Raw genomic sequence first — 12,551 nt, forward strand, 5'->3', positions numbered from 1 at the left:
GCTAGGGTGCGCTAGCGGGAATAACCGGGGTAGAACACTGTACATCGGCATTTTGACCGCGGTGGCGTAACAGGTGATCCATTAAGGTAATGGCCAGCATCGCTTCGGCAATCGGTGTGGCGCGAATACCGACACAGGGGTCGTGGCGACCGGTAGTAATCACCTCGGTTGAGTTGCCGTCAATATCAATAGTTTCTCCGGGAATCAAAACGCTGGAGGTTGGCTTTAGCGCCATATGGGCAACAATATCCTGACCACTGGAAATACCACCCAGTACGCCTCCCGCGTTATTGGAGGTAAAGCCCTGAGGGGTAATTTCATCACGGTGCTCACTGCCCACGGCATCCACACAATCAAAGCCAGCGCCAATTTCTACACCTTTAACGGCATTGATCCCCATTAGAGCATGGGCAATATCTGCATCCAGACGATCAAACACTGGCTCACCTAAACCCGGCGGCATACCGGTAGCAACTACCGTAATTTTTGCGCCTACCGAATCGCCACTTTTACGCAGGGCATTCATATAGGTTTCCATTTCCGGCACTTTGTCCGCATCCGGGCAGAAGAAAGGGTTGGTTTCTACCACATCCCAATCCAATTTTTCAGCTTTGATGGGGCCCAACTGAGATAGATAACCGCGCACCTCTATGCCCTGCTGCTGTAAATATTTTTTGGCAATAGCACCTGCGGCAACCCGCATAGCGGTTTCACGGGCAGAGGAGCGACCACCACCGCGGTAGTCGCGGTCACCGTATTTATGGGCATAGGTGTAGTCCGCATGCATGGGGCGGAAACGGTCTTTAATTTTGGAATAGTCTTTGGAACGCTGGTCGGTATTTTCAATTAACAGGCCAATAGATGTGCCGGTGGTTTTACCTTCAAATACCCCGGACAGGATTTTTACTTCATCCCCTTCACGACGCTGGGTGGTAAATTTGGAGGTACCCGGTTTGCGTCGATCAAGGTCGACCTGCAGGTCTTCTTCGGTAATAGCCAAACCCGGAGGGCAGCCATCAACGATAGCGCCCAGGGCTTTACCGTGGCTTTCGCCAAAGCTGGTGACAGTAAAGAGCTTGCCGATGGTATTTCCTGACATGAAGGGTCCCAATAGTGTATTTAGTGTGTAAACAGCCGGCGATTATACGTTATTCACAGCAATTCGTCAGAGGTAGGGTGGATTATAATCCACCATTTATACCCAATGACGCTCTGGTGGATTGTAATCCACCCTACCAGTACTGTAGCAGCTCGGCTTTGGTAAAGACAAAAACGCCATGGCCACCCTGTTCAAACTCTATCCAGGTAAATGGCACGCCGGGAAATGCTTTCTCAAGGGCAATACCACTATTACCCACTTCAACCACCAACACCCCGTCTTCAGTTAAATAGCTGGCGGCCTCATTGAGAATACGGCGGGTAATATCCAGACCATCATCACCAGATCCCAGCGCTATAGCCGGCTCATGCTGATACTCCGGGGGCATATCAGCCAAATCCTCGCTATCCACATAAGGTGGGTTGCTAACAATCAGCTGGTATTGCTGCCCTGACAGGCCGTTAAACAGGTCGGATTGAATGGCTCTCACCCTATGATTAAGCTCGTAGCGAGCAATATTCTCATTCGCTACCTCCAGAGCTTCTGGGGACAGGTCCGCCAAATCAACACTGGCCTCTTCAAAATAATGCGCACAGGCAATACCAATACAACCACCACCTGTACATAGGTCCAGAATGCGGTCTACTGACTGATAAGGTAACCAGGGTTCAAAACCCTGTTGAATAAGCTCGGCCACCGGCGAGCGCGGGATCAGCACTCGGCTATCCACCTTAAATGGCAACCCGGCAAACCAGGCTTCACCCAGCAAATACGGCAAGGGGATACGCTGCTCAACACGCTGGTCTATTAACGCCAGCACCGCTAGCCGCTCCTGCTGGGTCAGTGTTGCATCCAGCCAGTCAGCCTGCTCACCCAAAGGTATGCCCACACTAAATAACACCAGCCGCAGGGCTTCATCGGTGGCGTTATCGGTACCATGGCCAAAGTAGATATCTGCCTTGGTAAAACGGGACAGGGCCCAACGGATATAATCCCGAAGAGTCGTCAACTGTTGCGCCAGTGCTGCATTGGATTCCATAACTAACCTATTGAGATATTTCCCGGAGCAGAGGCTTGCTCCCTGTAAGGCACTAAGCCTCTGAAAACAAACAGTTTACCTGTTATCAGCAATAATTAAATCACCGCCGCAGACTTTCTTTTAACCGGAGCGGTTGTTACTATTCCAATCTTATCACTACTGCTTGGAGCCAATGTGGGCCAACCTATCAAGAACGCCAAAGACACTGCCAACCCTGAAGATTCACTGGAAAATATGATCACCGCCTTTGAGCAAATCATTGATGGTGTAGGTGAAGACCGGCAACGGGATGGTCTATTGGACACCCCAAAGCGTGCCGCCAAGGCAATGCAGTTTTTAACCAAGGGGTATGATCAAACCGTTGAAGAAATTGTTAACGGCGCTTTATTTGAATCCGATGCCAATGAAATGGTGCTGGTTTCTGATATCGAACTTTACTCCATGTGTGAGCACCATATGCTGCCCTTTATTGGCAAATGCCATGTGGCTTATATCCCCAATGGTAAGGTGGTGGGGCTGTCTAAAATCGCCCGTATTGTGGATATGTATGCCCGCCGTCTACAAATTCAAGAAAGCCTGACCTCGCAGATTGGCCGAGCCATTATGGATGTGACCGGCGCCGCCGGTGTAGGTGTGATTATCGAAGCCAAGCATATGTGTATGATGATGCGCGGCGTTGAAAAACAAAACTCGGTAATGAGAACATCCTCTTTAATGGGTTCATTCCGGGATAATGATAAAACCCGCGCTGAGTTTTTATCACTGGTCAATCCCCGCTAGCGCTTAACCCTTCGCTACCACTGCCTCCATCTGATTAAAAGCCTCCTTAATCGTTGCCGATGGAGGCTTGCTTATTTTGCTAACCCCAATAATGGCCACGGTACTCAGTATAAAGCCCGGCACAATCTCATAAACCAGCTGGCTTAATGATTGCCCATTAACGGTGATCGGCGCATAAATCCAAAATAGAACCGTTACCGCCCCTACTACAATACCTGCCAGTGCTCCCGCTGCCGTCATCCGCTGCCAATACAGGCTAAGAATAATCATGGGGCCAAAGGCCGCACCAAAACCCGCCCAGGCATTGCTGACTATCTGCAAAATAGAACTATCCCGGTTATAGGCCATGGCAATCGCCACCAAGGCAACAATCACCACACAGGCCCGGCCCACCATTACCCGTTCTTTTTGCGAGGCTTCTTTGTTTAAAAACGCTTTATAAATATCTTCAGTTAAAGAACTGGAAGTCACCAGTAATTGCGATGAAATGGTACTCATAATCGCCGCCAGTACCGCCGCCAATAAAAACCCGGCGATCAAAGGGTGAAATAACAGCTGTGCCAGTAAAATAAAAATTGTCTCGGCATCATTTAGCGCTACACCGGTTTTAGCCACATAGGCGATACCGACAAAACCGGTAGCCATAGCCCCAAGCAGCGAGACAATCATCCAACTCATACCAATACGACGGGCAACTTTAAGGTCTTGCAGTGAACGGATGGCCATAAAGCGCACCAGAATATGCGGCTGGCCAAAATAACCTAAACCCCAGGCCAGGGATGAAATAATAGCGAGCACGGAGGTTCCGGCCACCATATCCAGACGCGAAGCATCAATCGCTTTAACAGTTGATATTAGCGGTTCAACACCACCGACCTCCCCTAAGGCAACCAGTGGCACCAACACCAAAGCGACAAACATAATGCAGCCCTGAACAAAGTCCGTCATGCTTACCGCCAAAAAACCACCAAATAAAGTATAAATAACCACGACGCTGGCGGTGATATAAAGACCATACTCGTAGTTGGCATTAAAAACATTTTCAAACAGCTTGCCGCCGCCCACAATGCCGGAAGAGGTATATACCGTAAAAAAGATAATAATGACGACAGAAGAAATAATACGTAACAATCGCGTACTATCTTCAAAACGGTTTTCAAAAAAATTGGGCAAGGTAATCGAATCATTGGCAATTTCGGTATAGGCTCTTAGCCTGCCCGCAACCAGCAGATAGTTAATATAGGCCCCCATCACCAGGCCCACACCAATCCAGGCATTACTTAAACCACCCAAATACAATGCACCGGGCAAGCCCATTACCATCCAGCCGCTCATATCAGAAGCGCCGGCGGATAGAGCGGTAACAGCAGGACCGAGTTTACGGCCGCCTAATAAATAAGCAGAAACACCTGTTGCAGAGGCTTTATAGGCATAGAGGCCAATGCCCAACATAATTATAAAATACAGTGATAATGAGATGACTGAGCCCAATTCCATGATGGTCTATTTGCCTCTATTTTTTACTGCTATTTTTGTTGTAAGAAAAATGTCTCAACGATGGCCGCAATATCTCCGGCCTGCTCTTCCATATGAAAATGATGACTGCCGGGCAGCGTTTGGCAATGTAATGTGCCGTAGCTTTCGGCAATATTAATAAATTCTTTTCTCGCCCCCAAACCGCCCTCGGCTAATAATAATAGATTGGGTGTGGTGATGGACTCAACTAAGGCTTTATTATGCTCGGCTGTCATTTTAAAGGCTGAGGCAGTGGTTAAGCGCACATCGGTAGTCCAGTGGTAGCTACCATCTCTAGCCACTAAACCACGTTCAACAATGGTGCGAGCACTTTGCTGATTCATATTGGCGGCTTTGCATCGCGCGGCTACCGCTTCATCAATCGATGCATAACGGGGGAGTTTTTTATGTAAAGCTCTGCGACGCTCAACTAAAAATTTATTCAGTTGCTTGGGAGTTTCGGCAATATCAACGGGCAGTGGCAGTACTGCATCAAGCATCACTAAGGCCTGAATCCGCTCTGGCATTGCGGCCGACAACATTAAACTAATAATGGCGCCGCGGGAGTGACCTAACAGGTTAAATGTCTGCCACTCCATATCATCGGCAATGGCCAAAATATCTAATAAGTCATCCCAAATATTGTAGCTGGCCTGGGGGGATTTATGATCACTTAAACCATGACCTGGCATATCCAGGGCAAGAATATGGCAGCGGCCTAGCAAGGGCGCCAAGGCATCAAAACTGGCGGCATTATCTAACCAGCCATGGCTGGCTATCACTTTTAATTCAGCACCCTTATTCCATTCTTTGGCCGCTAGCTGATAGCCATTAACGGTAAAAGTGCGCTCAACTGCCGACATTATACAGTCGCTTCAAAATTTGGCGCATGACGCAGCCACTGTAGCTGGCAGCAACCGGCTAATAGAGTATCCGCTGTCAGCATGGCCATACTGGCCGGCGACATCGGAGGGCCAGAACGATGGTCAGCGTTTTCTAACAGCCCTACCAAGGCGCTAACTAATGGCTGGTGACTGACAATTAATAAATCGCCACCACTATAGGTGGATAAGGTATCCACCAAATTTATGGGTGAACTTTCCGGGATTAAAGCGTCTACCGTTTCACGCGGAATATCTCCCAGCGCCGATAACACACCGTCCGCCGTTTGCTGTGCTCGAATATAAGGACTGACCCAAACCTGCTTAAAATCCAACGCCAATGCCTTTAGACAGACACCTGCGGCCTGGGCCTGCTCGCGGCCATAGTCGGTAAGATTTCTTTGCGCGTCGCTGTCCGCATAAATTTCTGCTTCACCATGACGTAGTATAACTATATTCATAACAGCCTATTATTTAACGGTAAACTCAACATCGCGGCTTTGCTCGGCAAACATCAGCGTGCCCACCACATCGTTAATGCTTTTGGGGGTATAGATAATATCGTAGAGGCCATTAACCAATGGCATATAAACACCCAACTCTTCAGCCTGCTGTTTAAGCAGTTTTAAGGTATTGACGCCTTCGGCAACCTGCCCTAGCTCGGCGACAATTTCATCCAGGTTTTTACCATGACCCAACTCATAACCCACTCGGTAGTTGCGGCTTAAAGGAGATGAGCAGGTAGCGATTAAGTCCCCTACTCCCGACAAACCTAAAAAGGTCATTGGGTCTGCGCCTTTTTGTACGGCAAAGCGACTCATTTCTGCAAGGCTTCGAGTCATCAGCATACTAATGGTATTTTGGCCTATACCCAGTGCAGCAGCCATACCCGCCATAATGGCATAGACATTTTTTAACGCCCCACCCAACTCAACACCAAATACATCTGAGCTGGCATAAACTCGAAAGTTACCGCAGTGCAGCAAGGCCTGAATAATTTCATTAAGCTCTTCATCTTTACTGGCTATTACGGTGGCAGCAATTTGTTGCGCGGCAATTTCTTTGGCCAGGTTTGGCCCACTCAATACACCAATACGAGCCTTGGGTAATTCTTCGGCCAGTACTTCACTCATTAATTTAAAGCCGTCGTGCTCAATACCTTTGGTGGTGCTAACCACAATGGCATTGTCGTTAATATGATGAGCAACTTCCGCCGCAACATCACGGGAAGAAGAGCTGGGAACGGCCATAAAGACAATATCGCAACCGGTAATAGACTCGGCCAAATCGGTACTGGCTTTTAGGTTGGTATTTAGGGGGTAATCTGGCAGGTAAGCGCTATTAATATGGTCACGGTTGATTTCATCAGCGCGTTCCGAGTTGCGTAACCACAGGCAGACATCATGGTTATTCTCCGCCATTATATTGGCGATAACCGTGCCAAAACTGCCTCCACCGAGAACGGCGATTTGGTGACGCTGGGTCATAGTGCGGCCTTATGATTATAGTGGTGTTAAACGATTTTAACGGGCCAAAATTGTAGCATAGTGCAGGCTGGATTATGCTAATCCAGCCTGCAAGGTACTTTTACTGGCTTAACTCAAGCAGCAGCTTGTTTAAACGGTGAACATAAGCAGCAGGGTCATCTAATTGCCCACCTTCTGCCAGGGTTGACTGGTCAAACAGAATTTCAACCAAATCCGAGAAGCGATCTTCATCACTTTCCTGATCCAACTTCTGTACCAGTGAGTGCTCAGGGTTCAGTTCCAGAATCGGCTTGCTTTCCGGCATAGCCTGCCCTGCCTGCTCCAGAATACGGCGCATCTGGGCACCCATATCACCATCGTTAACCACCAGACAGGCTGGCGAATCGGTTAAACGGTTGGTAACACGTACTTCTTCCACCTTGGCTTCCAGTACGGTTTTAACGCGCTCAACCAAATCTTTATTTTCGCTTTCGAGTTTTTCTTTCTCTTGCTTGTCGGCTTCATCTTCCAGCTCGCCAAGGTCCAGTTCGCCCTTGCCCACATCCTGGAAACCTTTGCCGTCAAAGTCCATCATATGGCCCATTAGCCACTCATCGACGCGATCAAATAATACCAGTACTTCGATACCTTTTTTGCGGAATACTTCAAGGTGAGGACTGTTGCTACCGGTGGTGTAGTTTTCGGCCGCTACATAGTAGATTTTTTCCTGGCCTTCTTTCATGCGGCTAACATAGTCTTCCAGTGACTGGTCTTGGACTTCACTATTACTATGCGTAGAGGCAAAGCGGAATAGCTTGGCAATTTTTTCTTTGTTGGAAAAATCTTCCGCTGGGCCTTCTTTTAATACCTGACCAAACTCGTCCCAAAATGCCTGATACTGCTCAGCATCTTTCTTCGCCATTTTAGACAGCATATCCAAAACGCGTTTGGTTAAGGCGCTTTTCATCGAATCAACAGCAGGGTCTTGCTGCAAGATTTCACGGGATACGTTTAGGGATAGATCGTTGGAATCAACTACACCCTTAATAAAGCGCAGGTATAGTGGCAAAAACTGCTCGGCATCATCCATAATAAAGGTGCGCTGTACATAGAGTTTTAAGCCTCTGGTCGCATCGCGGTTCCACATATCGAAGGGCGCTTTAGCAGGGACATACAATAAGCTATTGTATTCCAGCTTGCCTTCAACTTTATTATGGCTCCAGGTTAATGGGTCCTGAAAATCATGTGATACATGCTTGTAGAATTCTTTGTATTCGTCGTCTTCAACCTCACTGCGAGAGCGGGTCCATAGTGCAGTGGCATCATTGATGGCTTCAAACTCTGGCTCAAGATTTTCTTCAACGGGCTTTTCATTGCCCTCTTCGTCATATTCAGGGGTGATTTGCTTTTCCATCATCACTGGCAGTGAAATATGATCGGAGTATTTTTTTACCACAGAGCGAATACGGAAATCGTCAGCAAAGTCAGCGCTATCTTCTCTCAGGTGCAGGATAATGGTGGTACCGCGGCCTTCTTTCTCAATGCTCTCTACACTAAATTCCGCTTCACCTTCTGACTCCCAGTGCACACCTTCAGACTTATCTAAACCGGCGCGACGGGTTTTAACTTCTACTCGGTCAGCGACGATAAAGGCAGAGTAAAAGCCCACACCAAACTGACCAATAAGTTGTGAGTCCTTCTGCTGGTCGCCGCTTAGCTTGCTCATAAACTCTGCGGTGCCAGACTTGGCGATAGTACCCAGATGGTTAATCACATCTTCTTTGGACATACCAATACCGTTATCGGCAATGGTGATGGTTTTGGCTTCTTTATCAAAATCGATAGCGATTCTTAGCTCAGGGTCATCTTCATAGAGGGTGCCATCTGATAAGGCTTCAAAACGCAGCTTATCGGCGGCATCCGAGGCGTTGGAGATCAGCTCACGCAGAAAGATCTCTTTATTACTATAAAGAGAGTGGATCATCAGTTGCAGCAGTTGCTTGGCTTCTGTCTGGAAGCCTAAGGTTTCTTTATCCGTTGCTGTAGTCATCGTAAACAAGCTCCTGAAAATGCTTTTTTGGACGTTGGAATGCCTATTTTTTCAATAGGCCTAAAAGATATACGGGATATGGGGGCTGACTATGACATTTCAAGGGCTTTTTCTGCTCTGTCTGGGTACAATTGCCGCTCTTTTTTACTGCGATATCGGCCCATGCAAAGCCCTGAACAAAATTTAGTCAAAGGCATCGCCTTAGGGGTATTAACGGTCTTTCTGGGCAGCTCGGTATCGGCCGTAGGCAAGCATTTAACCGATCAGGTCGATATCGCCACTATTGTACTCTTCCAGTACCTGATCTGCTTTATCTGCACCCTGCCCTGGCTGCTGCGCAAGGGGGTTAGTGCCCTTAAGACGGACTACCTCTCGCACCATATTATTAGAGGCGTAAGCGGCTGTCTGGCCTTCTATGCCTTCTATTTCGCCCTAAAGTATATTCCGCTAGTCGATGCCTCGATGCTCCGTAATACCGCACCATTGATGGTGCCCATGGTGTTGTTTATCGCCTTTAGCATAAAGATCCCAAAATCCCGCTGGCTACCCTTGATGATTGGCTTTATTGGCGTTGCCGTGATGTTACAGCCCGGCCAAAGCGGCGCTAGCTGGTGGCATTTACTGGGGCTGGCATCCGGTCTGGGACTGTCCCTGTCGATGGTCTATACCCGCGTACTCTCGCAGAAAGAATCAGAAGGCCAGATTCTGTTTTATTACTTTTTAATCTCGCTGGTATTTGTGATTCCATTTTTTGCCTTTAATTACCAGCCGATCCCCCCGGCGGCTTTGCCCTGGCTGATTTATATTGGCATTACCATGTATTTTACCTTTGTCCTTTATACTAAGGCCTATAAATATGTAAAACCCTCAATCCTCTCCCCTACCAGTTATTTTTCAGTGGTCTTTGCCGGTGTCTTTGAGTGGTTAATTTGGGGGCATATTCCGAGTATGATTACGATCCTTGGTATATTGCTGGTCGTTAGCGGCGGCCTTTTAGTATTACGACAAAATCAATCCACCTGATATTTACGAGTAAAAAAATGAGCATCGAACATTTTACTGAGCAAGTTAAACAATACCCCGATAGCATTGAGTTTGACCAAACCATGAATGTGATTGGGCAGCATTTTGATTACACACCCAGCGCCTTTACCAATGGCCCTAATGTTCGAAATGAAGCCGGTACCAATGAAGGGTCGTGCAAGATTTTTGCTTTTGCGAAGTTAATGGAGCTGGATGAAGCCTCTACTTTAGCTTGTTTTGGGAAGTTTTATCGTGAGGAAGTATTGGGGCAGCCTGATGCGGATAATCATGGGAATATTCGGGCGTTTATGGCGTTTGGTTGGGGTGGTATTGAGTTTGAAGGTGAAGTCTTAACCGCCAAGTAGGGTGGATTATAATCCACCTTTTACAGCGCCGCAGTTATGGTGGATTACAATCCACCCTACGCCCAAAAAAAAAGGAGATGCAAAAGCATCTCCTTTTTAACAAACCGACTTAAACCTACCAACCAGTAAGCTCAGCCAAAGCTTCACCGATATCAGCCAGCGAGCGAACCGTCTTAACACCAGCATCTTGCAGTGCAGCAAACTTCTCATCAGCAGTACCTTTACCACCAGAGATAATCGCACCAGCATGGCCCATACGCTTACCTGGAGGCGCTGTAACACCCGCAATATAAGACACAACAGGCTTGGTAACATTCGCTTTGATATAGGCAGCCGCTTCTTCTTCCGCAGTACCACCAATCTCACCGATCATTACAATCGCTTCAGTGGCAGGATCGTTTTGGAACATTTCCAGAACGTCAATAAAGTTAGAACCAGGAATTGGGTCGCCACCGATACCCACACAAGTAGACTGACCAAAACCAGCGTCAGTAGTCTGCTTAACCGCTTCATAGGTCAAAGTACCTGAACGAGAAACGATACCGACTTTACCTGGCAGGTGAATATGACCTGGCATAATGCCAATCTTACATTCGCCCGGAGTGATAACACCTGGACAGTTAGGCCCGATTAAACGAACGCCCAACTCATCACAGCGAACCTTACATTCCAGCATATCCAAAGTAGGAATACCTTCAGTAATACAAACGATCAGCTTAATACCGCCGTTAGCTGCTTCAAGAATAGAATCTTTACAGAAAGGAGCAGGTACATAAATAACAGAAGCTTCTGCACCGGTTGCTTCAACAGCATCAGCAACGGTATTAAATACTGGCAGACCTAAATGCTCTTGACCGCCTTTACCCGGAGTAACACCACCAACCATCTTGGTGCCATAGGCAATTGCTTGCTCAGAGTGGAAAGTACCTTGAGAACCGGTAAAACCCTGACAGATCACCTTAGTGTCTTTATTAATTAAAATACTCATTATTTGCCCTCCGCTGCTTTAACCACTGCGTCGGCAGCTTCTTTCAAACTGGTCGCGGCAATAATATTCAGGCCACTTTCAGCAAGAATTTTAGAACCTAACTCAGCGTTGTTACCTTCAAGGCGAACAACGACTGGTACTTCAACGCCTACTTCTTCAACAGCGCCAATAATACCTTCTGCAATCAGGTCACAACGAACGATACCACCGAAGATATTAACCAGTACGGCTTGTACAGTGTCATCTGACAAAATAATTTTAAACGCTTCAGAAACACGTTCTTTAGTAGCACCGCCACCTACATCAAGGAAGTTAGCTGGTGAACCACCGTGCAGCTTAACGATATCCATGGTACCCATGGCCAGACCAGCACCATTAACCATACAACCGATATTGCCATCTAATGCTACATAGTTTAATTCCCACTGGGCAGCTTGTGCTTCGCGGGCATCTTCCTGTGAAGGATCGTGCATTTCTTTTAATTTAGGCTGACGGTACATCGCGTTGCTATCAACACCTAACTTGGCATCCAGGCAGTGAAGGTTGCCTTCATCAGTGATAACCAACGGGTTGATTTCGATTAACGCCAGATCAAGGTCCTGGAATAATTTAGCCAGACCTAAAAAGATATTTACAAACTGCTTGATCTGAACGCCTTCCAGACCCAATTTGAAAGCTAACTCTCGGCCCTGGTAAGGCTGTGCGCCTGCCATGGGGTCAATTTCAGCTTTAAGGATTTTTTCCGGTGTCTCTTCAGCCACCTTCTCGATTTCAACACCACCTTCGGTTGAAGCCATAAAAACGATGCGGCGAGTTGAACGATCGACTACAGCACCAAGGTATAATTCCTGATCAATATCAGTACAGGACTCAACCAGGATCTTGGCAACAGGCTGACCATTTTCGTCAGTCTGGTACGTGACCAGGTTTTTACCCAACCAGTTTTGAGCGAAGGCTTTGATATCTTCTTTGTTGTCTACCAGCTTAACACCGCCCGCTTTACCGCGGCCGCCAGCGTGGACTTGAGCTTTAACGACCCACTTGTCGCCGCCGATACGATCAGCAGCTTGTGCTGCTTCTTCGGGTGTATCACAGGCATAGCCCTTTGACACAGGTAACCCGTATTCAGCAAACAGTTGCTTGCCCTGATACTCGTGAAGGTTCATGTTATATACCGTCTTGGTCTGTGAAATTCGTGGTGATCAATCTGCAACAGGCTGATAACCGTTTCGATTTGGCCGTTATTGGCTGTCAGGCTGAAAAGCGCTAAAAGCCCGTATCCGGCTAAATTCGGTGGCGTATTCTCCCGAATTTCGGGCAGAACCGCAAATATAAATAGGCCAAT

General features: G+C 47.6%; 12 protein-coding genes. 3 read left to right on the forward strand and 9 right to left on the reverse strand.

Annotation, left to right across the window (positions count from 1 at the left end; genetic code table 11):
• Position 1: 1 nt before the first annotated feature.
• Together aroC and prmB are read right to left on the reverse strand one after the other, a co-directional pair.
• A complete protein-coding gene (gene aroC / locus BST96_RS19605) occupies positions 2-1,099 on the reverse strand; it encodes a chorismate synthase (RefSeq protein WP_085760312.1) in 1,098 nt (365 codons plus the stop codon).
• A gap of 133 nt (positions 1,100-1,232) precedes the next feature.
• The gene (prmB, locus tag BST96_RS19610) at positions 1,233-2,138 is read right to left on the reverse strand and encodes a 50S ribosomal protein L3 N(5)-glutamine methyltransferase (protein WP_085760313.1); all 906 of its coding nucleotides are present in this window, start codon (positions 2,136-2,138) and stop codon (positions 1,233-1,235) included.
• Between the two features lie 234 nt (positions 2,139-2,372).
• Here prmB and folE point away from each other — a divergent pair, with 234 nt between their 5' ends.
• Complete coding sequence (gene folE / locus BST96_RS19615) at positions 2,373-2,918, forward strand: GTP cyclohydrolase I FolE (protein WP_206045480.1); 546 nt, start codon at positions 2,373-2,375, stop codon at positions 2,916-2,918.
• A gap of 3 nt (positions 2,919-2,921) precedes the next feature.
• Here folE and putP read toward each other — a convergent pair whose 3' ends face one another.
• The 5 genes from putP to htpG form a co-directional block, all read right to left on the reverse strand.
• A complete protein-coding gene (putP, locus tag BST96_RS19620; RefSeq protein WP_085760315.1) occupies positions 2,922-4,415 on the reverse strand; it encodes a sodium/proline symporter PutP in 1,494 nt (497 codons plus the stop codon).
• Between the two features lie 29 nt (positions 4,416-4,444).
• Positions 4,445-5,296: an alpha/beta fold hydrolase gene (locus tag BST96_RS19625; RefSeq protein WP_085760316.1), complete on the reverse strand. Its 852-nt coding sequence runs from the start codon at positions 5,294-5,296 to the stop codon at positions 4,445-4,447.
• The gene (gene sixA / locus BST96_RS19630) at positions 5,296-5,775 is read right to left on the reverse strand and encodes a phosphohistidine phosphatase SixA (RefSeq protein WP_085760317.1); all 480 of its coding nucleotides are present in this window, start codon (positions 5,773-5,775) and stop codon (positions 5,296-5,298) included. The genes BST96_RS19625 and sixA overlap by 1 nt, the downstream gene beginning before the upstream one ends.
• A 9-nt stretch (positions 5,776-5,784) precedes the next feature.
• Positions 5,785-6,801, reverse strand: a complete 1,017-nt coding sequence (locus BST96_RS19635; protein WP_085760318.1) for an NAD(P)H-dependent glycerol-3-phosphate dehydrogenase — start codon at positions 6,799-6,801, stop codon at positions 5,785-5,787.
• A gap of 100 nt (positions 6,802-6,901) precedes the next feature.
• A complete protein-coding gene (gene htpG, locus BST96_RS19640) occupies positions 6,902-8,830 on the reverse strand; it encodes a molecular chaperone HtpG (protein ID WP_085760319.1) in 1,929 nt (642 codons plus the stop codon).
• Positions 8,831-8,992: 162 nt separating this feature from the next.
• Between htpG and BST96_RS19645 the strand changes: the two genes are divergently transcribed.
• Complete coding sequence (locus BST96_RS19645; RefSeq protein ID WP_085760320.1) at positions 8,993-9,853, forward strand: DMT family transporter; 861 nt, start codon at positions 8,993-8,995, stop codon at positions 9,851-9,853.
• A 17-nt stretch (positions 9,854-9,870) separates the two neighbouring features.
• Positions 9,871-10,218, forward strand: coding sequence for a HopJ type III effector protein (locus BST96_RS19650; RefSeq protein ID WP_085760321.1), 348 nt, complete (start codon positions 9,871-9,873; stop codon positions 10,216-10,218).
• A 115-nt stretch (positions 10,219-10,333) separates the two neighbouring features.
• Here the strand turns inward: BST96_RS19650 and sucD are convergent, their stop codons facing one another.
• Positions 10,334-11,206 (reverse strand): succinate--CoA ligase subunit alpha, encoded by an 873-nt coding sequence (gene sucD, locus BST96_RS19655; protein ID WP_085760322.1) that lies wholly within the window; start codon positions 11,204-11,206, stop codon positions 10,334-10,336.
• Complete coding sequence (gene sucC / locus BST96_RS19660) at positions 11,206-12,372, reverse strand: ADP-forming succinate--CoA ligase subunit beta (RefSeq protein ID WP_085760323.1); 1,167 nt, start codon at positions 12,370-12,372, stop codon at positions 11,206-11,208. The genes sucD and sucC overlap by 1 nt, the downstream gene beginning before the upstream one ends.
• Positions 12,373-12,551 lie beyond the last annotated feature (179 nt).

This window comes from Oceanicoccus sagamiensis, assembly GCF_002117105.1.
Lineage (GTDB): Bacteria > Pseudomonadota > Gammaproteobacteria > Pseudomonadales > Dasaniaceae > Oceanicoccus > Oceanicoccus sagamiensis.

Bases quoted from the DNA above. Each gene is read 5' to 3' on its own strand.
- aroC (WP_085760312.1), bottom strand. From the start codon at position 1,099: ATGTCAGGAAATACCATCGGCAAGCTCTTTACTGTCACCAGCTTTGGC.
- prmB (WP_085760313.1), bottom strand. From the start codon at position 2,138: ATGGAATCCAATGCAGCACTGGCGCAACAGTTGACGACTCTTCGGGAT.
- folE (WP_206045480.1), top strand. From the start codon at position 2,373: ATGATCACCGCCTTTGAGCAAATCATTGATGGTGTAGGTGAAGACCGG.
- putP (WP_085760315.1), bottom strand. From the start codon at position 4,415: ATGGAATTGGGCTCAGTCATCTCATTATCACTGTATTTTATAATTATG.
- BST96_RS19625 (WP_085760316.1), bottom strand. From the start codon at position 5,296: ATGTCGGCAGTTGAGCGCACTTTTACCGTTAATGGCTATCAGCTAGCG.
- sixA (WP_085760317.1), bottom strand. From the start codon at position 5,775: ATGAATATAGTTATACTACGTCATGGTGAAGCAGAAATTTATGCGGAC.
- BST96_RS19635 (WP_085760318.1), bottom strand. From the start codon at position 6,801: ATGACCCAGCGTCACCAAATCGCCGTTCTCGGTGGAGGCAGTTTTGGC.
- htpG (WP_085760319.1), bottom strand. From the start codon at position 8,830: ATGACTACAGCAACGGATAAAGAAACCTTAGGCTTCCAGACAGAAGCC.
- BST96_RS19645 (WP_085760320.1), top strand. From the start codon at position 8,993: ATGCAAAGCCCTGAACAAAATTTAGTCAAAGGCATCGCCTTAGGGGTA.
- BST96_RS19650 (WP_085760321.1), top strand. From the start codon at position 9,871: ATGAGCATCGAACATTTTACTGAGCAAGTTAAACAATACCCCGATAGC.
- sucD (WP_085760322.1), bottom strand. From the start codon at position 11,206: ATGAGTATTTTAATTAATAAAGACACTAAGGTGATCTGTCAGGGTTTT.
- sucC (WP_085760323.1), bottom strand. From the start codon at position 12,372: ATGAACCTTCACGAGTATCAGGGCAAGCAACTGTTTGCTGAATACGGG.